The sequence below is a fragment of the Solwaraspora sp. WMMA2065 genome, assembly GCF_030345075.1.
Taxonomy (GTDB): Bacteria; Actinomycetota; Actinomycetes; order Mycobacteriales; family Micromonosporaceae; genus Micromonospora_E.
Genome location: NZ_CP128361.1, coordinates 5053884 through 5079287 on the forward strand (window position 1 = coordinate 5053884; position 25404 = coordinate 5079287).

Here is a 25404-nt window from a genome sequence, read left to right on the forward strand (position 1 = left end):
TGGACATGATGGACCGGATCGTCGCTGGTGACGTGGCCGGGGTGGGCCGGGCGATGAGCAAGCTAACCCCGGCACGGCGCGCCGGACACGCCGAGACGCTCGCCGAGTTCCGGACGGCACTGCTGTGTGGCAAGTGGAAGAAGTTGCCTCAGCCGGAGCGGTTCGGGCGCCTCGCCGCCGAATTCGCCGCGCAACCCGACCCCGGCACAGCCGGAAAATGGCTCACCCGGATGGAGAACCACTACTGCCAGAAGGCTGACATCAGTTGGGAGGACGACAAGAACAAGACCGCTGGGCCGCACCGGTGGGTGGTCGAGGTGGTCGACCACTGGACGGCCGAGCAGCAGGCCGAGCTGGTCGCCGCGATCGACAGTGCAAGGAAACTCTTCCCGCTTGCCGACTACCTGATCCGGCGCACCGGCTGCCCCCCGCCGACCTCCCGCTCGTTCCTCCTCAACTGGCTCTCAGCCCGGTGGTACGGCGGGGACCCGGATCTGGTCCCCAACCCGCCCGGCATGACGTTCGGAGAGCGGGTGCGAAACGACCCGCTCGCCCCGATCCTGTTGCCTATCGCCCGAACGAACCCAGACAAATACATGTCGGACTCTGCACAGGCCGAACTGATCGAGGCTGGCCTGATCAGCGGCGACCACGTCGTCGACCTCGTCTTCCGCCGAGTGGACTGGGGCCATCTCTGCTCGCCGCGAGGGGACAAGGCGCTGGTGCGGTTGATCGCTGATGATCCGCGGTGGCGTGCCCTGGCGGCGGAGTACTGGTCGACGAGGCTGCAGGGGTGGCTGGAGCGGGTCCGGCAGACGAGCGAACGCAGGGAGCTGCGGAGCTGCCTCGAGATGATCAACGACCTACCCCCCGCCTTGGCGCAACATGCGGCCGTCGGCCGTGACTATCTCATGTTGTTGGACCTGTGGGTGCCGGTGGCCGAGTACGCCCGGGTCCGCCTCGCCGAGCTTGACGAGGCCGGCCTGATCGAGCCGGAGCTGGTCACCGAAACGACCCGACGACTCCTTCGTCGAGCGGACAAGAAGCTCATCCGGGCGCACCTGACGTGGCTCGACCGGACAGCGCGACGAGACCCGGCACGAGCCGGCCAGCTGGTGCGATCGGCAGCTCTGGCGTTCGGACATCCGGACATCGCCGTGCAGGAGCAGGCGCTCAAGATGATCGCCCGGCATCTGGATGCTGCCTCGGCGGCGGAGCAGGTTGGTGCCGACGAACCCATCAGGGCTGTCCTGCAGGCGGCGGCGGACCGGCTGACACCTGCACTGTCGGCGCAGGCCGCTGACCTGTTCGGACCGGTGGCGCGGCGCGACGAGCCGTACGTCGAGACGCTGCCGCTGGTCCGCGCGCCCGCCGCGGTGCCGGAACCGCTCGGCACGCCCGCCGAGGTCGCCGAGCAGGTGGCCGCTGTGCTGGCCGGCAGCCAGGACATCGTGCTGTTCGAGCAGGCGCTCGACGGACTCGTCCGTCATTCGGTGCACGACCGGGCCGGACTCGCCGCGGCGCTGGTTCCCGTCGTGCGGCGGGTACCGGGACGGCCCAGTGACTGCACACCCGTACACCTGTGGGTCGTCGTCCAGGCGGTGACCGGAGCGGTGCCGGACGACGACTGGCTCGTTGCGCGCTGCTGCTGTTGCCGCGGCGAGTTCTCGCCCCCAGGTCAGCTGCTCGCCACACGTATTCGGGAGGCCGCCGTGGCGGTACGCGCCGGCGACCTTCCGTACCTGCTGGCGGTCCCGACCGACGCCACCGGAGCCCTCGACGCGGCGGTACTCGTGGAGCGCCTGACGGGGTATGCCGAGCGTGGCATCGCCGCGCGATCGGCCGATCTTGGTCAGGCCCTGCTGCGGGTCATTCCCACCACCGATGAGCGGATCATCGATGCGGCCGACAGGCTGCCGGGCGACGCCGGTCGCCAGCTGTCCAGCTGGCTACGGGCCGGCGGCTACCCGCATCAGCCGTCGACACCGGACGACTGGGACAAAATCGGTGCCTTCGACATCGTGCACAAGTTGATCGACCTGCCCGGGGCCGTGACCGATCTACAACTGCCGGCCGACGCCGAGCGGCTCTTCCGTACCGGCACGAGGTGGGATCGGCAGTGCCGCAACCAGTTGGCGGCCTGGGTGGCCACGTTGCCGCACCACCGGGACAGGGTGGCGAACTGCTACTACGACTACAGCGCTCGTGAGCCCTACACGGAGCGGGACAGGCGGGCCTGGATGCGTCTGCTTCCGCAATTGGCCGAGTCGGGCGGCCCGGCCGATTTCGCCCTGCATCTCAGACTCGCGCTGGCCATGGACGCCGACCGTCCTCGGGAACGCGCGGCGGCGATCGACGCGACCCTGGTCCTGGCTGCCCGTGGTGACCTCAACGGCGAACTGCTCGGCCGGCAGATCGTGAAGCTTGGTCCCGAGGGGTATTCGTTTGTGACCCTCAGCCGGGCAATCGAGACTCTGGGGGAGATGGCCGCTACCGGTGCGTACGCCACGGTGTGGTCGGTGTGTCGAGGCGCGCTCCCCGGCCTGCTCGAAGGCGAACCGGTGGCGCGGGGGGTAGGGAAGTTGCTGACCCTTGCGGTGGAGTGCGTGCTGCGGTGCGGGGCGAGCGGCGAGATTCCGCAGGTGACCACCGTGGCGGCGCGTCGTGGGTCGAGCGAGCTGGTCAAGAGCGCCCGAGCGCTGGTGGCGGCGCTCGCCGGCACCCGTCGGTAGCGACCGGATGCCGCACAGCCGGTGAGAGCAGGGCGGCGCGGACTCCGTGATCAGTCCACGGGGTCCGCGCCGTCGCGCGCCAGAACCAGTCGGTCCCAGACCAGGTTCAGCTCGGGGTCAGACGCCGGTCACCGACCGGATCCAGGACCGGTTGTACGCGACACTGCCATAGTTCTGGATGTTGACGCCGTTGGCGGTCGACGCCACCCCGACCTGCTGGCCGTTGTAGAACTGCGGGCCGCCGGAGTCGCCCCGCCAGGCGTTGCCGTTGATCCGGGTGCTGCGGATCGCCCGGCCGCCGTACGCGTCGCTGACGCTGGTGCTGGTCACCTGGACCGAGGCGGTCTTCAGCTGGGTCGACGCGCCGCAGCCGCTGTAGCAGGTCATGCCCCAGCCGTAGATGCTGTTGGTCGAGCCGACCGGCGGGTAGCTGCTGGACAGCGTCACATAGCTGGTGCTGACCGGGCTGGAGAAGTAGAGCAGCGCCAGGTCGTAGCGGCCGTACGCGGAGCTGATCGTACGGGTGACGCCGCCGGAGGAGCGGTAGACGCTGCCGATCCGGACCGACATGGAGCCGCTGACACAGTGCCGCGCGGTGAGCACCCAGTTGGCGGCGATGATCGTGCCGGAACAGGTGAACGAGCCGTTGCTGAAGACCGCGGCGGCCCACGGGGCAGACGACACCGTCCCGCCGCCGATGATCTCTTCCGGTGCGGCCGTCGCCGCGGTCGGCGTGGCCAGCAGGCCGATCAGGGTGGTGGCTACTGCTGCCGCAGCCAGGCGAACACGCATGGGTGGGCTCCTTCCGAGGGGGCGACCCGGGGTACGGGTGGTGAGCCACGCCGCCGGACCTGTTATCCGGCGGCAGAGTGTTACAGCGTCCGTCCGACGGTCGTCATCGGGCGTTTGACGAATGACGTTAAGCCCTACGGCGGTCATCTACAAGAATCAAATCGAAGTCATACGATGCGTTGATGCCCCGCAGTGGCGTCCCGCGCTCTCGATCCCGCGCTGCGTCCGGTGGCGGTCGCCAACGGGGGTGCGGCAGGCCGTTCGTGGGCGTTCGGTCTGCCCAGTGAGCCGGTCCGTCGGCGGTGGCCGATGTCGTCGTTATCGGTTCGTGGCTGATTTGTGGCCCGATCACCGATTCGGCTCTTCGACCGCCGGTGCGTCGCACCCGGTGCCACCAGGTAGGCTGAGCGGTGCGCGGCCCGTTCGAGGCCGGCACCCCCAACGCGTACACGGTCAGGAGTGCCACGTGGCTCGCGTCGTCGTCGACGTCATGCTCAAGCCGGAAATTCTCGATCCCCAGGGCCAGGCTGTCGCGAACGCGCTGCCGAGACTCGGTGTCAGCGACGTCTCGGCGGTGCGGATCGGCCGACGGATCGAGATCGAGTTCGCCGGCGAGCCCGACCTGGATCGGGCCCGTGAGATCGCGGACAAGTTGCTGGCCAACCCGGTCATCGAGGACTACCAGGTCCGGGTGGCCGAGCAGCCTGAGACAGCCGGTGATCCATCATGAGTGCCCGGATCGGGGTGGTCACCTTCCCGGGCTCGCTCGACGACGGCGACGCCGCCCGCGCGGTGCGGCTCGCCGGTGGGGAGCCGGTCCGACTGTGGCACGGCGACGCCGATCTGCGCGGCGTCGAGGCGGTGGTGCTACCCGGTGGCTTCTCGTACGGCGACTATCTGCGCTGCGGAGCCATCGCCCGGTTCGCCCCGGTCATGCAGTCGATCGTCGCTGCTGCCGGTGACGGCCTACCGGTGCTCGGCATCTGCAACGGCTTCCAGATCCTCTGCGAGGCCCACCTGCTGCCCGGCGCGCTCACCCGCAACCAGCACCTGCACTTCCGCAACCGGGACCAGATGCTCCGCGTCGAGACCGCCGGGACCGCGTTCACCAACGCGTTCTCTCCGAAGCAGGAGATCCTCGTCCCGCTCAAGAGCGGCGAAGGCTGCTACGTGGCCGACGAACAGACCCTTGACGAGTTGGAGTCGACCGGCCGGGTGGTGGCCCGCTACGTCGGCGGCAACCCCAACGGTTCGCTGCGGGACATCGCTGGCATCACCAACCCCACCGGCAACGTCGTCGGGCTGATGCCCCACCCGGAACACGCCGTCGAGGACCTGACCGGTCCGTCCCGGGACGGGCTGGGCTTCTTCACCTCCATCCTCAAGCACCTCGCGGGAGTGCCGGCATGACCACCCAGTCGGAGGCGGCGGCCGCCGCCGGCCCGGCAGAGACCGACCTCGGCGTACCGGTCGACCGGTACGCCGGTGGCCCGGACACCGTCGAACGCGCCACCGACACCCCTGGTGAGCTGCAGCCGTACACCGAGCTGGGGCTGCGTGACGACGAGTACGAGCGGATCCAACAGATCCTCGGCCGCCGGCCGACCCAGTCCGAGCTCGCCATGTACTCGATCATGTGGAGCGAACACTGCTCCTACAAGTCGAGCAAGGTGCATCTGCGGCAGTTCAGCGAGAAGGCTCCGGCCAGTGACCTGATGCTCGCCGGCATCGGGGAGAACGCCGGCGTCATCCGGGTCTCCGACACCCTCGCCGTCACCTTCAAGGTCGAGTCGCACAACCACCCCAGCTTCGTCGAGCCGTACCAGGGGGCGGCCACCGGCGTCGGCGGCATCGTCCGCGACATCCTCGCCATGGGCGCCCGCCCGGTCGCCGTGATGGACCCGCTGCGGTTCGGCGCCGCCGACCACCCCGACACGGCCCGGGTGCTGCCCGGCGTCGTCGCCGGGGTCGGCGGCTACGGCAACTGCCTGGGCCTGCCCAACATCGGCGGCGAGGTCGTGTTCGACCCCTGCTACCAGGGAAACCCGCTGGTCAACGCGCTCTGCCTCGGCGTACTGCCGGTCGACCGGCTGCAGAACAAGGCCGCCGCCGGAGCCGGCAACGTCGTGGTGCTGATGGGTGCCAAGACCGGCCGGGACGGCATCGGCGGGGTGTCGGTGCTGGCCAGCGCCACCTTCGACGACGCCAGCCAGCAGCGTCGCCCGTCGGTACAGGTCGGCGACCCGTTCATGGAGAAGCTGCTGATCGAGTCGTGCCTGGAGCTGTACGACGCCGGGCTGGTCGTCGGCATCCAGGACCTCGGCGGCGCCGGTTTGACCTGCGCGCTCACCGAGACCGCCGCCGCTGCCGGCACTGGCATGCGGGTCTGGCTGGAGCGGGTCCCGCTGCGTGAGCCGTCGATGGAGCCGCACGAGATCCTGGCCAGCGAGTCGCAGGAACGGATGCTGCTGATCGTCGAGCCGGCGCAGCTCGACGCGGTGCTCGCCACCGCCGAGAAGTGGGGCGTGCTGGCCACCGCGATCGGTGAGGTCACCCCGACCGAGCCGGACGGTCGGCCCGGACGGCTGGTGATCACCTGGCGTGACCACGTGGTGGTCGACGTTCCACCGGGGTCGCTGGCCGACGACGGCCCGGTCTACGCCCGGCCGATGCGCGAGCCGGCGGACCTGATCCTGCTGCAGGCCGACCGGGCGGAGACGCTGCCCCGCCCCGGCTCCCCGGACGAGCTGCGGGAAACCCTGCTGCGGATGATCGCCTCGCCGAACCTGTGCGACCGCAGCTGGGTGACCGAGCAGTACGACCGGTACGTGCTGGGCAACACCGTGCTGGCCCAGCCCGAGGACGCCGGGGTCATCCGGATCGACGAGCAGAGCGGGCTCGGCGTCGCCCTGTCGGTCGACGGCAACGGACGGTACGCCCGGCTTGACCCGTACCAGGGGGCGAAGCTCGCGCTTGCCGAGTCGTACCGCAATGTGGCGGTGACCGGTGCCCGCCCGGTGGCGGTCACGAACTGCCTCAACTTCGGCTCCCCCGAGGACCCGAGCGTGATGTGGCAGTTCGCCGAGGCGGTTCGCGGCCTCGCCGACGGCTGCGCCGAGCTAGGTATCCCGGTGACCGGCGGCAATGTCAGCTTCTACAACCAGACCGGTGCCGCCGCGATCCACCCCACCCCGGTGGTCGGTGTGCTCGGGGTGCTCGACGACGTGGCGCAGCGCGTCCCGATGGGCTTCGTGCCGCCGTCACACAGCGACGGTGACCTGATCATGCTGCTCGGCGAGACCGAGCTGGAACTCTCCGGATCGGAATGGGCCTGGGTCACCCACCGGCACCTCGGCGGTACGCCGCCCAAGGTCGACCTGGACCGGGAGCGGGTGCTGGCCACCGTGATCGCTGAGGCGGCCCGGGTGGGGCACATCACCTCGGCCCACGACCTCTCCGACGGAGGGCTCGCCCAGGCACTGGTCGAGGCGTGCCTGCGCCGGTCGATCGGGGCGCGGATCGCGTTGCCGCCGGAGTTCAGTGACGGCTCTATGCCGTTCGTGTTCCTGTTCAGCGAGTCGGCGGGGCGGGCCATGGTGGCCGTGCCGCGCGGGCACGAGAAGGCGTTCACCGCGCTCTGCGTGGAGCACGGACTGCCCTGGACCATGATCGGGGTGACCGATCCGGCGGCCCGCCTGTTGGAGGTCCGCGATCAGTTCAGCGTCGGTCTGGACGAGCTGCGTGGCGCGCACACCGGCACCCTGCCGGCGCTGTTCAGCGCGGTAGGGCCGCGCAACGTGCCGGCGGACCCGCAGGATCCGGACGCAGTCGGGATCCTGGCCAGTGACGCGGTTGCGGTCGACGCCCCGGCCGGTACGCCGGAGCACATCCCGGCGACCGTGGACGTCGACCCGGACAGCGACGAGGCTGACGCGGTGAGCGAGCCTGCTGCGGTGACCGAGCGGGAAACGGAAGCAGTCACCGACAGCGACACGGTGGCCGACGACGATGCGGCCGACGACGAGGCGGCCGACGGCGACGCGGCTCAGCCGGTGGACCGCCCCGATCCGTCCGCCAGCAAGCCGAAGAACCAGAGCTGACCGGGCGGACGACAAGCTGACCGAGCGATGATGGGCCGGACCCCGCTAGGGTCCGGCCCATCTCATTGATGTCGCGTCGATCGGCCGTCAGTCGTCGAGCCAGTCGAGGGAACGTCGCTCACCCCGGTTGCCTGCCTGCGGCGTGGCACCATGCCGCGGCTGGTCCCCGGGCGGCTGCTCACCGCCGTACGGCTGCTGGTCGTAGGGCTGCTGTCCGTACGGCATCTGCTGGTCGTAGCCACCCCGTTGGTCCGGGACGCGGCGGTCGTCGTAGCCGCCGCCCTGGTCGTAGCCGCCACCGGTTGGGGCACCGTACCCGCCTGGTTCCCGGCCGGACTCGTAGCCCGCCGACCCGTAGCCCTGGTCGGAGCCGTAGCCGCTGCCCCGGTCGCCACCGTAGCCACCGGCCGGGTAGCCCGCGTCCGGGTAGCCACCGGCCTGGGGCTGACTTTCCCCGTAGCTTCCGCCGTAGCCGGCACTTGTGCCGTAACCACCGCCCTCCGGCCCGTAACCGGGGCTGCCGCCCCGGTAGCCGGGCTGCGGCGGCTCCGGACCACGCGGTGGTGGCGGCACGTCGCCGCGCCCCTGATCCGGGCCGGGGTAACCGGCGGATTCGTACGGTGGGCCGGACTGCCCGTAGCCGCCCGGCTCGTAGCGCCCGGTCGGCTCGTCGTAACGATCGGCGCCGTACCCGCCGGCGGGGGAGTCCGCTCCGTAGCTGCCGCCGGAGTAGCCCGCGCCGCCGGCGTCGCCGAAGCTCCGGCTACTGCGGTAGCCGCCGGCCTCGTCGGCTGGCGGCCGACCGGCCGGCTCGCCGTACTGACCGGGTGCCGGCGGGGTGCCGTAGGTGCCGGGTGCCCCGGACGACGGGGCGTTGCCGCCGTACGGGCCGCCGGACGACGGGGCACCGCCGTACGGGCCGCCGGACGAGGGCGGGACGCCGTAGGTGCCGGGTGCCCCGGACGACGGGGCGTTGCCGCCGTACTGACTGCCGCCGTAGGTGCCGCCGGAGCGGGCAGCACCGCCCGGTCCGCCGTAGCCGGATCCACTACCCGGCTGGTCGGCGCCGGGAACCGCGCCGTAAACGCTGGTAGCACCGGCGGGGTCGGAGCCGTAGCCGGGCTGGGTCGGTGGTCCACCCCAACCGGGGCGCTGGTCCGCGCCGTACCGTGGTTCGGGCCCGCCCGGCGGGGTCGGACCGGGCGGCGGCGGAGCACCGTACGGGTCGGGAAACTCGTCCTTGATCGGTGGCATCTGGTGCAGCATCGTCGGCGCGTCCGACAACGACGGCCGGGTCACCATGGTGGCGTCGGAGACCGGGCCGGGCGGCATCGGCGGCATCGCCACCCGGGTCGCGTCGTCGGCACCGTGGTAGACGCCTCGACTTCCCGGCGCGGCGGCCCGACCGCCAGCTGGGTCGTCGTCGGCCGGCTCCGGGTCGTCGTCGACGTCGCCGTCCTTGCGCCGCACCAACAGCAGCACGATGGCCCCGACACCGAGCGCGACCAGCAGGCCGCCCATGATGATCAGCAGCCAGGAGCCCATCCCCCCGCCGCTGCTCTCGTTCGCCAGGTTCTCGGTGTCGACCGGTGGGGCGTCGGTGGCCGCGCCGCTCGGCGTCGCCTCGGCGGTCGCCGACGGGGTCGCCTCCGGGGTGGCCGACGGGGTCGGCTCCACGTTCGACTTCAGGGTGATCCGGTCGACGGTGATCGACTGCCCGGCGGCGGCGGTGACGACCTTCACATCGCTGTCGTCGTACTCGTCGGCGGTCGCCGCGATCCGGATGTCGCCGGGGACGATGGGTCGGTCGTTGCTGGAGGTGAACCGGTAGTTGCCGTTGCCGTTGGTGGTGGTGTCGTAGCTGTTGCTCTGCGAGTCGCTCATCACGACCACGGCGCCTTCGATCGGTACACCGGTGGAGACGTCGGTGACCTTGCCGGCGACCTCCTTGACCCGGGGCGCCTCCTGCGGCCCGCGGACCGAGACGTCGCGCTGGACCCGGCCGTTCTCTCCGTCGACCACGGCGACGATCTCCACCCGGCCGGTGCGGTTCTGGTTGGTCCCGACGTTGCCGGCGATCAGCTCGACCGTGTAGGTCTTGCTCGCGCCCCGGTCGATCGTGTCGGTGAAGTCGCACTGACCTTCGCACCGCAGCTCGTTGATGTTCGTGGCGACCCGGATGTTGAAGGACGTCCCGCCCTCCACCTCTTCGTCGGCCGGGTTGTTGTTGCGGACCTCGAATTCGAGGGTGGCGCGGCCGCCGGAGGTGAGGTTGGCGTTGGAGAGGCTGCGGATGGTGACTGTGGGTGCCTCGGCGGCCGCTGGCGCGGCGGGCAGGCCGACTAGTGCGACGGCAGCCAGCGCTGCGACAACACCGGCCCGCGAAAGCCAGGCTCGTAGGTGTGTTGTCACGTCCACCGCCTTCCGGTTTGATCCTTCCCCCGCACCAGGATTCGGGCAGGGGTCACCCGTGACGAGTACACCGTCGGCAACTATGCCTTGCCGGGACGGATGTGCGCGACCCAGGGGCGGGAGCAACTGGTACCGGAGCTAGTCGTATCGTCCCGATGTGTCCTCTCCGTACAGTAAGTCCACTACGGTCGCCGCCGTGCGGGACGCCCTTGCGTCCGGTGCCGTCCCTGCCCGTGTGCAGCTGCGCGACGCGGTCCGCTTGCTGTTGGCGGCGCTGGCCGAGCGAGCGCCGGGCCGATCGGTGGAGGTCCGTGTCCCACCTTACGGTGCAATTCAGTGTGTAGCCGGGCCGCGACACACCCGCGGCACGCCCGCGAACGTGGTGGAGATCGACCCGGTGACCTGGGTGCTCCTGGCGAGCGGCGACCTCGACTGGGCCTCGGCCATGGCGAACGGACAAATCTCCGCGAGTGGTCCGAGGGCCGATATATCGCCGTACCTGCCGCTGTGAGGCAGGCCGGCGATCTGGCGGCCGGCTGCGACGGTCACCCGGCAGGTGTGGGGCCAAATGGAGCACTCTGGGCCAACCGGAACCTCGCGTACACTGTTCGGCGACGGTATTCCGGTGACACCCCGCGCTGAGGCGTGCAGGCCACGTGCAGGCCAGGCGTCAGTGCGGACCAGTACGAGGGAGCGGCAGGTGCCTCGAGGCGACGGCCGGTTGAGTCACGATCTTGATCCCCAACGACCCGGTCCGCAGGATGCATGTGGCGTGTTCGGTGTGTGGGCACCGGGGGAAGAGGTCGCGAAGCTCAGCTACTTCGGTCTCTACGCCCTGCAGCACCGGGGCCAGGAAGCCGCTGGGATCGCGGTGAGTGACGGCTCCGGCGTGGTGGTCTACAAGGATCTCGGCCTGGTGGCCCAGGTCTTCGACGAGCCGACCCTGGCCAGCCTGCGCGGCCACCTCGCCATCGGGCATGCGCGCTACTCCACCACCGGTGGCTCGACGTGGGAGAATGCCCAGCCGACGATCAAGGCGACCAGCGCCGGCACGACGATCGCCCTGGCGCACAACGGCAACCTGGTCAACACCGCGGAGCTCGCCCGCGAGGTGGTCGACCGAGGGCTGTCCGGCGACGGCTCGACCTCGGACACCGCCCTGGTCACCAGCCTGCTGGCCAGCCGCCCGGACCTGTCGGTCGAGGCCGCGGCGCTGGAGGTGCTGCCGACCCTGCGGGGCGCGTTCAGCTTCGTCTTCATGGACGAAACCACGCTGTACGCGGCGCGTGACCCGCACGGCGTCCGGCCCCTGGTGCTCGGCCGGCTGGAGCGGGGCTGGGTGGTCGCCAGTGAGACCGCCGCGCTGGACATCGTCGGCGCCACCGTGGTCCGCGAGGTGGAGCCAGGCGAGCTGATCGCCATCGACGAACACGGGCTCCGGTCGGCCCGGTTCGCCCCGCCGGAGCCGAAGGGCTGCCTGTTCGAGTACGTGTACATCGCCCGCCCGGACACCACCATCGCCGGGCGCAACGTGCACGCCGCCCGGGTGCAGATCGGCCGCCGCCTGGCCCGGGAGCACCCGGTCGAGGCGGACCTGGTGATCCCGGTGCCGGAGTCGGGCACGCCGGCCGCGATCGGCTACGCCGAGCAGTCCGGCATCACCTACGGCGCCGGCCTGATGAAGAACTCGTACGTCGGCCGTACGTTCATCCAGCCCTCCCAGACGCTGCGCCAGCTCGGCATCCGGTTGAAACTCAACCCGCTGCGCGAGAACGTCCGCGGCAAGCGCCTGGTGGTGGTCGACGATTCGATCGTGCGGGGCAACACCCAGCGGGCGATTGTGCGGATGCTGCGCGAGGCGGGTGCCCTGGAGGTGCACGTACGCATCTCGTCGCCGCCGGTGAGCTGGCCGTGCTTCTACGGCATCGACTTCGCCACCCGGGCTGAGCTGCTGGCCAACGGGCTGGACACTGAGGGTATACGCCGGTCCATCGGTGCGGATACTCTCGGTTATGTATCGCTTGCCGGTCTGATAGCGGCAACCGAGCAGCCGAAGACACGATTGTGTCGGGCATGTTTCGATGGGGAGTACCCGATCGAGTTGCCAGCTGGCAATCTGATCGGCAAGCACGTGCTCGAAGGTGTGGACCGCCGGGTCGCTGGCGGGGTCGGCCATCCGGGGGACATCACCGAGCAGGACTATCAGGCCGGCGGCGACCGGACCGGCCCGGGCGCTCAACGGTTCGCTGTCAGCACTGGCGGCCCCGAGGCCCTGCACCGCCCGTAGCACCGGCCGGACCGGCCTCGGCCGTCCGACCGGCAGCCCGAGTCGAGCGATCCTCGACAGCTACCCGACGCGGCTTCGCCGCGAGAAGCACAAAGGGGAGAACCGTGACGCACGTGACTGAGCGCGGCAGCGCGGACGTCGGCCCGCCCGCCGACGACTCCGGCGCCCGGACGGTCAACCGCCAGCCGTGGACGGCCAGCGCCGGCCGGTCCGGCCGCAAACGCACGGTGACGTACGCGGACGCCGGCGTCTCCATCCACGCCGGTGAGCGCGCCGTCGAGCTGCTCAAGTCGAAGGTGCACAAGACGACCCGGCCCGAGGTGATGGGCGACATCGGCGGCTTCGCCGGGCTCTTCCGGCTCGACGTGCAGAAGTACCGGCACCCGATCCTGGCCTCGTCGACGGACGGGGTGGGCACCAAGCTGGTCATCGCCCAACAGATGAACATCCACGACACGGTCGGCATCGACCTGGTCGCGATGGTGGTCGACGACCTGGTCGCCTGTGGGGCGGAGCCGCTGTTCCTGCTCGACTACATCGCCTGCGGCGAGGTCGTGCCGGACAAGGTCGCCGAGATCGGCGCCGGCATCTCCGACGGCTGCCGGTACGCCGGTTGCGCACTGCTCGGCGGCGAGACCGCCGAACACCCCGGGGTGCTGCGGCCGGACGAGTACGACGTCTCCGCGACCGGCGTCGGCGTGGTCGAGGAGAGCGAGATCCTCGGCCGGGACCGCGTCGAGGTGGGCGACGTGGTGATCGCGATGCGCTCCTCGGGCCTGCACTCCAACGGCTACTCGCTGGTCCGCCACGTGCTGCTCGGTGCCGGTCGGATGCGGCTGGACACGGTGGTCGACGACTTCGGCCGGCAGCGGACCCTGGGTGAGGAGCTGCTCACCCCGACCAAGATCTACGCCCGGGACTGCCTGAAGCTGATCGAGGAGTGCGAGGTCCGGGCCCTGGCCCACGTGACCGGCGGTGGCATCCCCGGAAACCTGGTGCGGATCCTCCCTGAGCACGTCGACGCGCTGGTCAACCGCGCCACCTGGAGGCCGCAGCCGATCTTCGATCTGGTGCAGGCGAAGGGGCGGATCGAGGACAACGAGATGGAGTCGACGTTCAACATGGGCGTCGGCATGTTCGCCATCGTCTCAGCCCAGGACGCCGACCGGGCGCTCGCCTGCCTGACCGGCAGCGGCATCGAGGCCTGGCAGGCCGGCGACATCATCGAGGGCAGCGGCACCGTACAGATGGTCGGCCACCACACCCGGGGCTGACGGCGGGCCGCTGCCGCGTCATCCGGGCGGGCCGTCGCCGCCGCGTCCCGGCGGGCCGTACCGCCGATTCACCTCGGCAGACCCCGACACCTAGCCTGAAACGGCATCCGTCACAGGCAGGAGGATGGGGATGAGCAGGGCCGAAACCCGGCAGGACCCGGCCGGTGGGGAGCGGCCGGCCCCCACCGGCATGCGCGGCGTGGCGACCGTCCCGAGCTACGTCGTCATGCAGCCCACCACGCTGTGCAACCTGGACTGCAGCTACTGCTACCTGCCGTTGCGGGCGGCCAACCGGCGGATGCCGGTCGCCGTGGCCGAGGCTGTCGCCCGGCCGGTGAACGTCTGGGCGGCGCAGCGGGGACGCCGGTTCTCGGTGGTCTGGCACGGTGGTGAGCCGCTGGCCGCCGGGCCGGACCATCTGGCGGCGCTGATCCGCCCGTTCAGCGCCGACGTGGAGCACCACGTGCAGACCAACGCGACCTTGATCGACGACCCCTGGTGTGAGTTCTTCCGCGAGTACCGGGTGAGGGTCAGCGTCAGCGTCGACGGTCCGCGGGCGCGTAACGACAGCCGGCACACCCGGGGTGGTCGGCCCGCTTACGACCAGATCCGGAGCGGTGTCGAAGCGCTACGCCGGCATGGGATCGAATTCTCGGCGCTCTGCGTGGTCAGCGACCCGAGCCCTGGCCTGGCCACCGAGCTGTACCGCTTCTTCCTCGGCCTCGGCTGCGACGTGCTGGGCATCAACATCGAGGAGACGGAGGGCGTGAACGTCCGGCCGAACCGCTGGCCGGACCGGGCCGTCGCCGGCTTCTGGGCGGAACTGGTCGGAGCCTGGCGGCGGGCACCGCGGATCCATCTGCGCGAGGTGGAATGGTCACTGCGGTACGCGGCGGCCGTGCTCGACGGCACGGCCGACGAGGTGCTGCCCCGCCAGCTCGACCCGATCCCCACCATCGGGTACGACGGGTCGGTGGTGCTGCTCTCGCCGGAGCTGGCCGGCTTTTCCGACCCCCGGTACGGGGACTTCACCAGCGGAAACGTGCTGACCAGTGGGCTGGCCGAGATCCTCGCCACGCCGGAACGGACACCCTGGGTCACCGAGTTCGTGGCGGGCGTCGAGGCATGCCGGACCACCTGTCCGTACTTCCGGTTCTGCGGAGGTGGTCACGCTGCCAACCGTTACTTCGAACACGGGCGTTTTGATGGTACGGAGACCAACCACTGCCGTAACAGCAAGATCCATCTACTGGAGGGAGTGTTGGCCCATGCCAGAGACCAGCCGGCAGCGGCCTGAACCGGTCGGTGCAGCCCCGGGCGCCACCGTCGCCGAAGCAGGTGGCGACGATCAGGTGGCGGACCGGGTGTACGCCGTCCGGGACGGTCTGGCACTGCTGCTCGCCGAAGCGGATCAGGCCCGGCGGCGGCGCGCCGAGGCGGACGGTGCCGACGGCGCGGTCTGCGCCTGGAACCACTTCGAGAACATTCCGACCTTCTACAACTGGAACAACCGCCCCCGTTGACCGCTTCAACCGGTTTCGTCGACCGCCCTGACCGGCCCCCGTACGCGGACATGGCGGACGCACCAGCCGCCCCGCGTGCCGATGGACATCCGGTGGTGCCTACCCCGTCTTGGGGTACGCACCACCGGATGGTGGCATTCCGACACACGTACGGCGACCAGCCGGGCCGGAGTCCTCGTCGACACGAATCAGCACGCGGACACTGACCGCGTGCTCTGATCAGTCGGACCCTCAGCGGGACGAAGAGGGTGTCCAGTTACCCCGGTCGTCGTCGGCTGGGTCGTCCTCGTCATCGTCGTCGAGGTACGGATCGTACTCGTCGTCGAAATCACGGTCCGACTTGCCGCTGCCGGCGAGCTCTCGCTGCAAGGCGGCGAGGTCGGTGTTCGGGGAGTGGTATTTCAGCTCCCTGGCCACCTTTGTCTGCTTGGCCTTAGCACGGCCGCGCCCCATGGCTCGACCCCCTCGCACAGAATTCGGGGCAGCCCGAAGGCGGGCCCCGATGACGTCAGGCATCTCTCGTGGCTCTTACGGTACATGGGCGAACCCAGGTTCGGCACCTCGGGTTGCATCGGGTCGCTCCCGCGCGTCATCGGCGGCCGACGTCGTCACGGGCAGCAGCGGGGTCCGTCACGGGCAGCTGGGAGGTAAGGAGCCCGATCCCCGCCGCTCGTGACCCGTACGGGTGATTCTCCACACGCGCGGTGACGGCCACCCGACCGGACCGGCGGGTCTGCTCCCAGGACGGCGCTGCTCAGGGGTGGCGGCTCACCGGAGATGGATCGCGCGCAGCCGACCAACCTCGGCCATCCGGCGTTCAGCGAGCCGGTCGGCCGCCACCGCCGGCGGCACGCCCTCCCGGTCGGCGCTGCGCAGGATCTCCCGAGTGGTCTGGTAGATGCGCGTCGCCCGCGCCTTGGCCCGGTCGAAGTCGAACCCGTACCGGCCGTTGGCCGACGGTGTCGTGGCCCCGGTCACCTCGTCGGCCACCTGGATCACCCCGCCGGCGTTGACGACGTAGTCCGGGGCGTAGAGGATGCCTCGCTCGGCGAGCAGCTTCTCGACGCCGGGGTGGGCCAACTGGTTGTTGGCAGCCCCGGCGACGATTGCGGCCCGCAGCGCCGGCACAGTGTCGTCGTCGAGCGCCCCGCCGAGCGCGCAGGGCGCGTAGACGTCGATCTCCTGGCGGATCAGCACGTCGGTGTCGTCCACCAGGTCCACCTGCGGGTGGGTGCGCCGGGCCCAGTCCAGGGCCTGTTCGCTGACGTCGGTGGCCATCACCGCGGCACCGTCGTCGAGTAGATGCCCGGTCAACTGCCGGCCCACCTTGCCGAGCCCGGCGATGCCGACCCGCCGGCCGGCGAGACTGGCCGAACCCCACCGGTGCTCGGCGGCGGCGCGCATGCCCTGGAACACCCCCCAGGCGGTGAGCTCGGAGGAGTCACCGGCCCCGCCCTGCGCACGGCTGCGCCCGGTGGCGAACCGGGTCTCCCGGGCCACGACGTCCATGTCCGGCACGAAGGTGCCGACGTCGCAGGCGGTGTAGTAGCGCCCGCCGAGCGATTCGACGAACCGGCCGTACGCGCGCAGCAGTGCCTCGGTCTTGAGCTGCTCCGGATCGCCCCAGATGACCGCTTTGCCACCACCCAGGTCGAGTCCGGCCATCGCGTTCTTGTAGGCCATCCCCCGGGACAGGTCCAGCACGTCGTGCAGGGCGTCGGCTTCGGAGGCGTACGGGTAGAAACGGGTGCCGCCGAGCGCCGGCCCGAGCGCGGTCGAGTAGATGGCGATGATCGCTCGCAGCCCGGTCGGCTGGTCCTGGCAGAAGACGACCTGTTCGTGCCCGGTGGCGGTGCCGGGGCCGGCAGTGGTGGTGAAGACGCCCATGTCTGCTCCTGAGACGGTGTCGGCACCCTCGTGAGGTGCGTCCGGTGCGCCGGGCCGGTGAGCCCTGCTGGCTTGAGCCTAGTATCGGCCGCAGCGCGACGGACCAGCCCGCTGCGGGGGTGTTTGCCCCCGGCGGGGGCGGTGTCGTGCGGTTTCGTGGGAGGATCGCGCCGTGCCGTCCCTCTTCGCTTCCTTCGCCTCATACCTGCGGGTGTACGAGCCGCTGGCCGCGTTCGACCGCGAGCGACAGGTCTACTGGCGCCGATACGTGCGGGAGGGTCGCGCGGTCGGCCCGCTGGAAGGGCCGGGCCGGCAGCGGACGGCGGTGATTGAGGCGCTCGGCGCGGGCTGGACCCGGCTGCCCGACCTGCCGGACGAGGCGTACGTGCTGGAGTCGGACGACACGCTGCTGGTCTGCCCGTGGAATCTGCGGGTGCGGGTGGCGGAGGCAGCGTTGAGCGCGCGCGACGGTGTCCCGTCGGTGCTGGCCGACGCGTTCGTCCCGCCGGTACTGGCCGGTCAGGCCAGGGCGGTGATCGACGACTGGCGCAGCGGTGCCCGGGTGCTGGAGCACGGGGTACCGCGGGTGCACGAGCAGGCCGCCACCTGGGGGGTGCCGTTGCGGTGGTTCGTCTTCGTGGACCTGGCCGAGCGTGACCTGATCGTCGCCGGGGCGCGCCGGGCGCTGCGCTACCGGACCGAGATCTCCAAGGCCCGTCGTCGGGCGTCGCGCGGACTGTCGGTGTTGCGCAAGTCGGTGGGGGATGCGCCGATCACCGAGGCGGTGGAGGAGAGTGCCCGCTGGCTCGAGGAGTTCCATCCGCGGTCGGTGGTGGAGCTTGACTACGGTGGGTTGGTGCGTCTGCTGCCGGACGAGACGCTGGAGGCCGACGATTCGCCGGGTCTGGTGAGCGCCGGGTTGGCGGCGCTCGGTCGGGGCGATGCCGAGGCGGCCGGCGAGGCGTACGAGAAGCTGGTTGCCCGGTGGCGTGCCGTTCAGCTACTGGAGCGCTGCAACTAGTAGTCGCCAAAAGGGGCGAATCAGATTCAATCACCGGGTACTAGGCGCAGATTTTTCCGCGAATCCTGAATAAGTTTCGTAATCACCCGTTCACGACCGGTGATCAAGAGTCCGATTATGGTATGTTCTGTCATAAGAAAAGGATAAAAATCGGTCATTGCTCATCCGTCCATCCAAGGACGTTCGGCCGTTCGGCCCATGTCGGACATCGGGGACTAGCCGGACCATGGGAGACGCGTCGGCCGGCGGGACCCCGGCCGATGTCTATAGCACTGTGGAGGAGTGACTGATGGCATCGCGTACGCACGAACCAGAGCCGTTGCTCACGCCGGCCGAGGTGGCGTCGATGTTCCGAGTCGACCCGAAAACCGTCACCCGGTGGGCGAAGGCCGGCAAGCTCAGCGCCATACGGACGTTGGGCGGCCACCGCCGATACCGGGAGTCGGAAGTACGTGCCCTGCTGCAGGGGCAGATTCCCCAGCAGCGGCAGGGTGATTGACTGGCCTCTCCAAGTGGCTGACATCGGCTACGCCAAGGGGCGGTGACCCCGGCTCGTCCGGGGTCACCGCCCCTTGTTTCACGAACGTCGACGTGCACAACGTCGACAGCGGCCCGGCGGAGATCCGCCGGGCCGCTGTCGTCACGACGCGTACCGCACTCAGCTCGCCGGCGGGTGTCCGCCGTCGCCGTCGACCACCTCGTCCGGGGTGCCGTCCTCGTCCAGATCGACCATGGTGATGTCGACCTTGCCGTCCCCGTCGGTGTCGAACTGGTACATGTCGGCCTTGCCGTCGCCGTCGGTGTCGACCACCCAGACGTCGGTCTGTCCGTCGTTGTTGGTGTCGGCCTTGAGTAGATCGACGCGATCATCACCGCGCGTCTCCACCGACTCCTGTGCCTCGGTCATCCCAGGTCCCTCCATCACTCAGTCACAACAGCTGCGGATGTCGACAGTAGGGTGCCATCCGGCCGGTCGCGACCCGGTCGCGACCCGGCCTCACCTCGCCGCGTAGGGGTTGACCGTCGGGTGCAGGTAGGTCACCGTCTCCGGCACGCCGTCCTGGTCGGCGTCGCGCAGCGTCTGGTCCGCCCGGCCGTCGAAGTCAGTGTCCTGGACCCAGGTGTCCGTCCGGCCGTCGTGATCGGTGTCGGCCGCCACCTGGTCGATCAGACCGTCCCCGTCGGTGTCGGTGGCGACGGCGTCGATCCAGCCGTCGCCGTTGGTGTCCGTGCCGACCTCGTCGACCCGCCCGTCGCCGTCGAAGTCGCGCAGCATGCTCTCCAGCCGACCGTCCCCGTCTCCGTCGACGTACGCGAGCTCCGCCAGCCCGTCGCCGTCGCTGTCGTGCAGGACCACGTCGGCGAGGCCGTCCCCGTCCCGGTCGACCAGCACGTCGGTGGAGCCGTCAAGATTGTGCTGGACTATCGTGTACGACCCGCTGCTGTAAGGACCGTCGCCGTACGGCTCGTAGCCGGCATCGTCGTGGCCCGGGTCGCCGCTCGGGCCCAGTCCCTGTTCCGCTTCGACCGCCCCGTCACCGAGGGCCGGATCGACCCACTCACTCATCCTGCCGCCTCTTCCGCAGATCGTCCTGGCTGCTGACAAAGGAACCGTACGCAGCGGCAACCTGCCTGTGATCCCGAGAAAGTGCCAGCTGGGCGGACCGGCCGGCGGGGGCCTGGCGACCGCCGGCCTGATCTGCTACCGGGCGGGTCCTACTCGGCGATCGGCAGCCCGGCCGCAGCCAGCGACTTGATCACCTCGGCCGACTCGGCGAAACCGATGATCAGGACCGCGTCCGCGCCGAACGCCTTGATCTCCTGGGCTTCACTGTCGAAGTTCACCGGCGGCGCGTCCGCCCCGGCCGGCGGCTCGTAGCTGAGCAGCTTGAGCCGGTCCGGTCCGACCCCGGCCCGGTCCAGCTCCGCCCGGACGTTCTCCTGCAGGCCCTCACCGTACGAGTCCTTGCGGGCCACCAGCGCGATCCGCTGCGACCCGTCCCGCAGGATCACGTCGGCGAGCGCCCGCCCCTGCAGCAGGTCCGACGGCGCGGTACGAAAGTACAGCCCCTGGTCGTCGACCTCGCTCAGCCCGGCGTCGGTGTTGCTGGGCGAGAACAGGATCAGCCCGGCGGCTTCCACGTCCGGTAGCACCTCGCGAGAGACGCCGGACGCACCGGCGCCGATGATGACGTGTACCCCTTCGTCGACGTGCCCGGCAACTGTCCGGCGGGCCACATCCGGGTTGGTCCCGTCGTCGCCGTCGAACCACTCGACCGGCTCACCGAGCACCCCGCCGGACTCGTTGATCTCCCGGACCGCGAGCGCCGCGCCGGCCGCCAACGGCGGGTACGCCAACGCCAGGTCGCCGGTGCGCGGCAGCAGGCCGCCCAGCTTCAGCGGTGCCTCGGCGCGGGTGGCGAAGGTCTCCGGCTCGGCCGGTGGCGGCGCGGCCGTTGTGGTCGTCGACTCGTCACCGGCGCCGACGAACTCGGTCTTGCCGTCGTTGATCTGGCCGTCGCCGTCGAAGTGCAGGGTGGCGTAGCTGGCGGTGGACGGCTCACCGACGTCGGTGAAGCCACCCCGTTTCAGGGAGACCCCCCGGTAGGCGATGTCCGTCCCGTCCCGGGCCAGCTCCAGGCACACTGCGACGACGTCGCACTGCTCACCGCCGGTGGTCACCCCGTTGATCTGGGCGGCGATGTCGGTCGGGTCGGTGCTGCCGGCCAACTGGGTGGCGAGCGCGCTGATCACCACCGCGTCGTACGCCTCGCCGGCGTACAGGAAGTCGGTGAGTTGCCGGTCGACCGTGCGCAGCCTGCTGATGAAGTCGTCCGACAGCGGGGTGAGCGGGCTGGTGCCCTTCATCCCGGACAGCAGCGCGGTCTGTCCTTCGAAGCCATCACGGAAAGAGTTGCTCATGTTGCCGTCGGTGCCGTACAGCCGCACCGAGTTGACCTGGGACTCCTCGGTGGCCGCCGGTTCGGCGCAGCCCGCCGCGCCGACCAGCAGGATTGCGCAGAACGCCAGGGCGGCGGTGCGGGAGCCGCGTGACACGAGCATGGGGACGTCCTCCATCGGCCGAAGGTCCGCAGGGCACCTTAGCGCCTCCTCGGCTGGAACGCGATGTCGGCCGTCCTGCCGGTGACGGCGACCCGGCCGGCGCCTTGACCTCGCCGCCTACCCTTCGGCTCATGACCGACCGACGCGATGGGGCCGACGAGGCGTTCACCGACGCGGCTGAGATCCTGCGCTCCGCCCTGGCCGGTGACAGCGACGGCGTAGCGGATGTCTTCGACGCGGTGGTGGACCGCAGCGGGGTCACCGGGGCGTACGACGTCGCGTGGTGCCTGGCCGCGACGATGGTCGGCGACGACGTACCGGCCGGCGGCTGGGCCCTCGACTTTCCCGGCATCGACGAGGCGGGCTATGACGCGCGGTGGGTGGCCAGGTTCATCAGCGCGTACGCCAACTCGGACGACTCGACCGGGGAGGCGCTGTTCGGTGCCGCGCTGGCCGACGGGCAGCTGCCTGAGTGCCTGCTCACACTGGCCGGGTCGGCGGTCGCCACACTGCGCCGCCGCCGGGCCGCCTAGCGGGAGCCCGGTTGGCCGTCGGTCACCTGCTCCAGTCGTGTTTGGCCGCCCGGACCAGCTTGTCCTTCAGTTCCCGGGTGTGTCGTCGGGAGACCGGCAGCTCGGTGCCGTCGATCACCACTACGTACCCGGAGTTGGCCAGCCGCAGCTCGGTGATCAGCCGGAGCTGGACCAGGAACGACCGGTGGATGCGGACGAAGCCGGCGTCGGCCCAGCGTTCGCCGAGGGTGGCCAGCGGCACCCGGACCAGGTGCGAGCCGTCGGCCGTGTGCAGCCGGGCGTAGTCGCCCTGCGCCTCCACCCAGCGCACCGCCGACCGGGGCAGCATCCGGGTGGTCCCGGCCAGCTCCACCGGGATCGCCGGGTCCTCCTCGTTGCGGGCGATTGCCGCCGGATGGGTCGGCACCACCCGGGCGGTCAGCACCCGGCGGACCGACTCGGCCAGCCGCTCCGCGCGTACCGGCTTGCGGACGTAGTCGGTGACACCGAGGTCGAAGGCGTCGACCGCGGCGTCGTCGTACGCGGTGACGAAGACGATCGCCGGTGGCCGGGCGAACCGGCGCAGCACCCGGGCCAGCTCCATACCGTCCAGCCCGGGCATCCGGATGTCGAGGAAGACGGCGTCGACGTCGGTGTCGCGCAGCACCCGCAGCGCCTCGGTGGCGTCGGCGGCGGTGTGCAGCCGGGCCACCCGGGGGTCGGCCCGCAGCAGGTACGCCAGTTCGTCGAGGGCGGGGGGTTCGTCGTCCACCGCGAGCACCCGGAGGAACGGGGTCACGACAGCACCTCCCACCGGCCGGTCGCGCCCGCCCCAGGTCGTACGTCGGGGTGGAACTTCGGCACCCGCATGCTCACCTTCGTACCCGCTCCCACCGCCGTCTCCACCACCAGCCCGAACTCGTCGCCGAAGACCGAGCGCAGCCGTTCGTCGACGTTCGACAGGCCGACGTGCTGGCCGGCGTCGTCGGCCGGGTCGGCGCCGCGACGTACCGGGTCGGCGCCGGCGGTCAGCACCGCCGGGTCCATCCCCACCCCGTCGTCCTCGACGGTGATGTGGCACTCGGTCCCGGCGTCGCGCGCCTCGATGCTGACCGTGCCGAGCCCAGGTTTGCGGGACAGCCCGTGCCGTACCGCATTCTCCACCAGTGGCTGCAGGCAGAGGAAGGGCAGATGGACCGGCAGCACCTCCGGGGCGATCTGCAGCCGGACCTGGAGCCGTTCGCCGAACCGGGCCCGTTCGATGGTCAGGTAGCGGTCGATCGACCGCAGCTCCTCGGCCAGCGTGGTGAACTCGCCGTGCGCCCGGAACGAGTAGCGGGTGAACTCGGCGAACTCCAGGATCAGATCCCGGGCCCGTTCCGGGTCGGTGCGGACGAACGACGCGATCGCGGTCAGCGCGTTGTAGATGAAGTGCGGGCTGATCTGCGCCCGCAGTGCCCGCACCTCGGCCCTGGCCAGCCGTTCCCGCGACGAGTCCAGCTCGGCCAGCGCCAGTTGGCTGCCGGCCCACCGGGCGGTCTCCAGGGTCGCCTGCACCAGCCCTGGTGCCGGATCGTCGTCGACCACCGCGACCAGCGCGACGGTGGCGCCGTCGTCCGGCCCGGTGAGCGGGGCGACGACGGCCCCACGCACCAGACAGTCGGGCCGGTCACAGGGCAGGTCCCGGGCGGTCAGCACGAGGGATCGGCCGGCGTCGAACGCCCGCTGGGCGGCGGCGGTGAACTGGTCGGCGTGGTGCTGGCCGCGGCCGTCGAACGCGAGCACCGCCTCGCTGCCGGTCAGCGCCGCGCCCGGGGCGCCGACCAGTGCCCGCAGGTGCCGGACCGCCTTGGCCGCGTCGGCTGCGCCCAGTCCGTTGCGCAGCGGTTCGGCGGCCAGGCCGGCGGTGTGCAGGACCTGGTACGTCGCCCGCTGCGTCGCGGTGGCGATCCCGCGCCGGGCGCGCAGCCGGACGACCGCGTACACCGCGGCGGTCAGCGCGGTCACCAGAGCCAGGACCGCCAGTGGTGCGGATAGGTTTGCCGCCACGGACAGATCTTGTCCGCTACCGGCGGTGCTGCCAAGCGGAAGGCGACGATCGGTCGGTCAGCGGTCGGCTGCCCGCTTTCGACGGACTTTCTGTCATCCGTCGGCATCCGGGATCGGTCAGTAGGCACCCTTGCGGGCCAGCACGACGCCGATGGTGCGCCACAGGATGCTCAGGTCGTAGGTCAGCGACCAGTTGTCGACGTAGTAGAGGTCCAGCCGGACCGCTTCGTCCCAGGACAGGTCGGACCGGCCGGAGACCTGCCACAGCCCGGTCATCCCGGGCCGGACCAGCAGCCGCCGCCGGACGTCGCCGAGGAAGTCACCGTCGTCGGCGGGCAGCGGCCGCGGCCCGACCAGCGACATCTCGCCCTTGAGCACGTTGATCAGCTGGGGCAGCTCGTCGATCGAGCTGGCCCGCAGGAAGCGGCCGATCGGGAAGACCCGCGGATCGTTGCGAATCTTGAACAGCATGCCGTCGGTCTCGTTCTGGTCGACCAGCGAGGCGAGCCGCTCCTCGGCGTCGACGTACATGGTCCGGAACTTCCAGACGCGGAACACCCGGCCCTCGTGGCCGACCCGGGGCTGCCGGAAGAAGACCGGGCCCCGGTCGGAGAACCGGATCGCGATCGCCACGGCCAGGAACAGTGGCGCCAGCATGATCAGACCCAGCCCGGCGGCCACCCGGTCCAGCAGGTTCTTGGCCAGCCAGCCCAGCCCGGACAGGGTGGGCTCCTCGACGTGCAGCAGCGGCAGACCTTCGATCGGCCGGATGTGCACCCGTGGACCGGCGATGTCGGTCAGCTGCGGTGCGACCACCAGGTCGATCCCGCTGCCCTCCAGCTGCCAGGCGAGCCGGCGCAGCTCGCCCGGCTCGGAGCTGGCCGAGCCGCAGACCGCGATGGTGTCCGCGCCGACCTCCCGGACCAGCGCGAGGACGTTGCGGCCGGCGTACACCGGCACCGGGGTCTCGAGACCCCGGGCCGCCGCGTAGCCGTCGGTGAGGTGGATCGCGACCGGCATCAGCCCGGCGGCGGGACTACGGGTCACCGCCGTGAAGACCTCCAGGGTCTCCGGCAGGGTGCCGACCAGCACCATCCGGTGCGTGGCCTGCCCGATCCGCCGACGCAGTACGTGCAGGGCGTACCGGGCGAGGAAGCGGACCATCAGGATGAACGCCAGCGCGCCGAGCAGCGCGGTGGCCACCGAGAGCCGGGACAGGTCGGTCTTGGTGGCGAAGGCGAGGAACGAGACGCTGGCGGCGACCGTCACCCCACCGCGCAGCACCCGCTTGAACTCGTCGGTGCCGAGCCCGAGGTAGCGCCGGTCGTAGGAGCCGGTGCCCCAGAGCACCACCACCCAGCCGAGCGGCAGCAGCAGGTAGGTGACCGTGTGGAACCAGGTGGCGTCCACGTCGGCGTCGGAGAACCCGGAGGTGGCCTTCTCGAACAGCGAGATCGACAGGTAGCTGGCCAGCACCGCCGCCGCGAAGTCCAGCGCGAGCAGGGCCGCGGTGTACGGACGGTGCCAGCGCGACGCGCGACGCCGTGCCCGGGCCCAGGCGGACCGGGGTACGCCGTTGGTCGGTGTCGGCGTCGGCGGTTGGATCTCGAAGCTGTCGACGTGGCGCACCCTGTTGCTCCGGCTGGTGTTGGTTACCGGGCGCTGGAGGCTTGTTGTCACCTCACCCACGTCCTCCCGCGTGACACGTGCCGCCTACTCTCCGTGAAGGCTTGGCTCGCCCACCAGCTCAGT

General features: G+C 70.7%; 22 protein-coding genes. 12 read left to right on the top strand and 10 right to left on the bottom strand.

Features of this window, described 5'->3' with window-relative positions; genetic code table 11:
* The first annotated feature begins 5 nt into the window (after positions 1-5).
* Positions 6-2732 (top strand): hypothetical protein, encoded by a 2727-nt coding sequence (locus O7610_RS23025; protein WP_281552547.1) that lies wholly within the window; start codon positions 6-8, stop codon positions 2730-2732.
* 117 nt (positions 2733-2849) lie between these two features.
* Here the strand turns inward: O7610_RS23025 and O7610_RS23030 are convergent, their stop codons facing one another.
* Positions 2850-3524 carry a S1 family peptidase gene (locus O7610_RS23030; protein ID WP_281552548.1) on the bottom strand — a complete coding sequence of 225 codons (675 nt, stop codon included), beginning with the start codon at positions 3522-3524 and terminating at the stop codon, positions 2850-2852.
* A 466-nt stretch (positions 3525-3990) separates the two neighbouring features.
* Between O7610_RS23030 and purS the strand changes: the two genes are divergently transcribed.
* From purS to purL, 3 genes are read left to right on the top strand one after another with little or no spacing between them, the layout of a single operon-like run.
* Positions 3991-4254: a phosphoribosylformylglycinamidine synthase subunit PurS gene (gene purS, locus O7610_RS23035; RefSeq protein WP_281552549.1), complete on the top strand. Its 264-nt coding sequence runs from the start codon at positions 3991-3993 to the stop codon at positions 4252-4254.
* Positions 4251-4934, top strand: coding sequence for a phosphoribosylformylglycinamidine synthase subunit PurQ (gene purQ / locus O7610_RS23040; RefSeq protein ID WP_281552550.1), 684 nt, complete (start codon positions 4251-4253; stop codon positions 4932-4934). The genes purS and purQ overlap by 4 nt, the downstream gene beginning before the upstream one ends.
* A complete protein-coding gene (purL, locus tag O7610_RS23045) occupies positions 4931-7624 on the top strand; it encodes a phosphoribosylformylglycinamidine synthase subunit PurL (protein ID WP_281552551.1) in 2694 nt (897 codons plus the stop codon). The genes purQ and purL overlap by 4 nt, the downstream gene beginning before the upstream one ends.
* A gap of 87 nt (positions 7625-7711) precedes the next feature.
* On the opposite strand, the gene O7610_RS23050 is transcribed toward purL, so the two are convergent.
* Positions 7712-10036, bottom strand: coding sequence for a carboxypeptidase regulatory-like domain-containing protein (locus O7610_RS23050; protein ID WP_281552552.1), 2325 nt, complete (start codon positions 10034-10036; stop codon positions 7712-7714).
* A gap of 157 nt (positions 10037-10193) precedes the next feature.
* Here O7610_RS23050 and O7610_RS23055 point away from each other — a divergent pair, with 157 nt between their 5' ends.
* From O7610_RS23055 to amcA, 5 genes are all read left to right on the top strand, one after another.
* Positions 10194-10547: a sterol carrier family protein gene (locus tag O7610_RS23055; protein ID WP_475049666.1), complete on the top strand. Its 354-nt coding sequence runs from the start codon at positions 10194-10196 to the stop codon at positions 10545-10547.
* 189 nt (positions 10548-10736) lie between these two features.
* Positions 10737-12323, top strand: a complete 1587-nt coding sequence (gene purF, locus O7610_RS23060) for an amidophosphoribosyltransferase (RefSeq protein ID WP_233606602.1) — start codon at positions 10737-10739, stop codon at positions 12321-12323.
* A gap of 104 nt (positions 12324-12427) precedes the next feature.
* Positions 12428-13597, top strand: coding sequence for a phosphoribosylformylglycinamidine cyclo-ligase (gene purM / locus O7610_RS23065; protein WP_281552554.1), 1170 nt, complete (start codon positions 12428-12430; stop codon positions 13595-13597).
* A 190-nt stretch (positions 13598-13787) separates the two neighbouring features.
* Positions 13788-14894 carry a cyclophane-forming radical SAM peptide maturase AmcB gene (amcB, locus tag O7610_RS23070; RefSeq protein WP_281555782.1) on the top strand — a complete coding sequence of 369 codons (1107 nt, stop codon included), beginning with the start codon at positions 13788-13790 and terminating at the stop codon, positions 14892-14894.
* A complete protein-coding gene (amcA, locus tag O7610_RS23075; RefSeq protein ID WP_281552555.1) occupies positions 14866-15120 on the top strand; it encodes a multiple cyclophane-containing RiPP AmcA in 255 nt (84 codons plus the stop codon). The genes amcB and amcA overlap by 29 nt, the downstream gene beginning before the upstream one ends.
* Before the next feature lie 231 nt (positions 15121-15351).
* On the opposite strand, the gene O7610_RS23080 is transcribed toward amcA, so the two are convergent.
* Both O7610_RS23080 and O7610_RS23085 read right to left on the bottom strand, forming a co-directional pair.
* Positions 15352-15573: a DUF3073 domain-containing protein gene (locus tag O7610_RS23080; RefSeq protein WP_123606444.1), complete on the bottom strand. Its 222-nt coding sequence runs from the start codon at positions 15571-15573 to the stop codon at positions 15352-15354.
* Positions 15574-15888: 315 nt separating this feature from the next.
* Positions 15889-17007, bottom strand: coding sequence for a Glu/Leu/Phe/Val family dehydrogenase (locus tag O7610_RS23085; protein ID WP_281552556.1), 1119 nt, complete (start codon positions 17005-17007; stop codon positions 15889-15891).
* 172 nt (positions 17008-17179) lie between these two features.
* Between O7610_RS23085 and O7610_RS23090 the strand changes: the two genes are divergently transcribed.
* On the top strand, positions 17180-18028 hold the full coding sequence (locus tag O7610_RS23090; protein WP_281552557.1) for a DUF8083 family protein: 849 nt from the start codon (positions 17180-17182) through the stop codon (positions 18026-18028).
* A gap of 289 nt (positions 18029-18317) precedes the next feature.
* A complete protein-coding gene (locus O7610_RS23095) occupies positions 18318-18527 on the top strand; it encodes a BldC family transcriptional regulator (RefSeq protein ID WP_007073996.1) in 210 nt (69 codons plus the stop codon).
* 159 nt (positions 18528-18686) lie between these two features.
* Here the strand turns inward: O7610_RS23095 and O7610_RS23100 are convergent, their stop codons facing one another.
* The 3 genes from O7610_RS23100 to O7610_RS23110 all read right to left on the bottom strand — a co-directional run bounded on the left by O7610_RS23100 (position 18687) and on the right by O7610_RS23110 (position 21091).
* Entirely contained in the window at positions 18687-18935 is a 249-nt protein-coding gene (locus O7610_RS23100) for a hypothetical protein (RefSeq protein ID WP_278172509.1), read from the bottom strand.
* A gap of 90 nt (positions 18936-19025) precedes the next feature.
* A complete protein-coding gene (locus O7610_RS23105) occupies positions 19026-19595 on the bottom strand; it encodes a hypothetical protein (protein ID WP_281552558.1) in 570 nt (189 codons plus the stop codon).
* Positions 19596-19744: 149 nt separating this feature from the next.
* The gene (locus O7610_RS23110; RefSeq protein ID WP_289211827.1) at positions 19745-21091 is read right to left on the bottom strand and encodes an ABC transporter substrate-binding protein; all 1347 of its coding nucleotides are present in this window, start codon (positions 21089-21091) and stop codon (positions 19745-19747) included.
* A 131-nt stretch (positions 21092-21222) separates the two neighbouring features.
* Between O7610_RS23110 and O7610_RS23115 the strand changes: the two genes are divergently transcribed.
* Complete coding sequence (locus O7610_RS23115; RefSeq protein WP_281552560.1) at positions 21223-21624, top strand: hypothetical protein; 402 nt, start codon at positions 21223-21225, stop codon at positions 21622-21624.
* Positions 21625-21646: 22 nt separating this feature from the next.
* Here the strand turns inward: O7610_RS23115 and O7610_RS23120 are convergent, their stop codons facing one another.
* From O7610_RS23120 to O7610_RS23130, 3 genes are all read right to left on the bottom strand, one after another.
* Positions 21647-22402 carry a LytR/AlgR family response regulator transcription factor gene (locus O7610_RS23120; RefSeq protein ID WP_278172503.1) on the bottom strand — a complete coding sequence of 252 codons (756 nt, stop codon included), beginning with the start codon at positions 22400-22402 and terminating at the stop codon, positions 21647-21649.
* On the bottom strand, positions 22399-23652 hold the full coding sequence (locus O7610_RS23125; RefSeq protein WP_289211828.1) for a histidine kinase: 1254 nt from the start codon (positions 23650-23652) through the stop codon (positions 22399-22401). Before O7610_RS23125 ends, O7610_RS23120 begins: the two co-directional genes overlap by 4 nt.
* A 117-nt stretch (positions 23653-23769) precedes the next feature.
* Positions 23770-25281, bottom strand: a complete 1512-nt coding sequence (locus O7610_RS23130; RefSeq protein ID WP_281552562.1) for a sugar transferase — start codon at positions 25279-25281, stop codon at positions 23770-23772.
* Between the last annotated feature and the right edge of the window lie 123 nt (positions 25282-25404).

What these genes read in the sequence shown, in the direction of transcription:
- O7610_RS23080 (WP_123606444.1), bottom strand. Translation starts at nt 15,573, where the DNA reads ATGGGGCGCGGCCGTGCTAAGGCCAAGCAGACAAAGGTGGCCAGGGAG.
- O7610_RS23115 (WP_281552560.1), top strand. Translation starts at nt 21,223, where the DNA reads ATGACCGACCGACGCGATGGGGCCGACGAGGCGTTCACCGACGCGGCT.
- amcB (WP_281555782.1), top strand. Translation starts at nt 13,788, where the DNA reads ATGCGCGGCGTGGCGACCGTCCCGAGCTACGTCGTCATGCAGCCCACC.
- O7610_RS23030 (WP_281552548.1), bottom strand. Translation starts at nt 3,524, where the DNA reads ATGCGTGTTCGCCTGGCTGCGGCAGCAGTAGCCACCACCCTGATCGGC.
- O7610_RS23110 (WP_289211827.1), bottom strand. Translation starts at nt 21,091, where the DNA reads ATGCTCGTGTCACGCGGCTCCCGCACCGCCGCCCTGGCGTTCTGCGCA.
- O7610_RS23085 (WP_281552556.1), bottom strand. Translation starts at nt 17,007, where the DNA reads ATGGGCGTCTTCACCACCACTGCCGGCCCCGGCACCGCCACCGGGCAC.
- O7610_RS23100 (WP_278172509.1), bottom strand. Translation starts at nt 18,935, where the DNA reads ATGACCGAGGCACAGGAGTCGGTGGAGACGCGCGGTGATGATCGCGTC.
- O7610_RS23105 (WP_281552558.1), bottom strand. Translation starts at nt 19,595, where the DNA reads ATGAGTGAGTGGGTCGATCCGGCCCTCGGTGACGGGGCGGTCGAAGCG.
- purQ (WP_281552550.1), top strand. Translation starts at nt 4,251, where the DNA reads ATGAGTGCCCGGATCGGGGTGGTCACCTTCCCGGGCTCGCTCGACGAC.
- O7610_RS23095 (WP_007073996.1), top strand. Translation starts at nt 18,318, where the DNA reads ATGGCATCGCGTACGCACGAACCAGAGCCGTTGCTCACGCCGGCCGAG.
- purL (WP_281552551.1), top strand. Translation starts at nt 4,931, where the DNA reads ATGACCACCCAGTCGGAGGCGGCGGCCGCCGCCGGCCCGGCAGAGACC.
- O7610_RS23025 (WP_281552547.1), top strand. Translation starts at nt 6, where the DNA reads ATGATGGACCGGATCGTCGCTGGTGACGTGGCCGGGGTGGGCCGGGCG.
- amcA (WP_281552555.1), top strand. Translation starts at nt 14,866, where the DNA reads ATGCCAGAGACCAGCCGGCAGCGGCCTGAACCGGTCGGTGCAGCCCCG.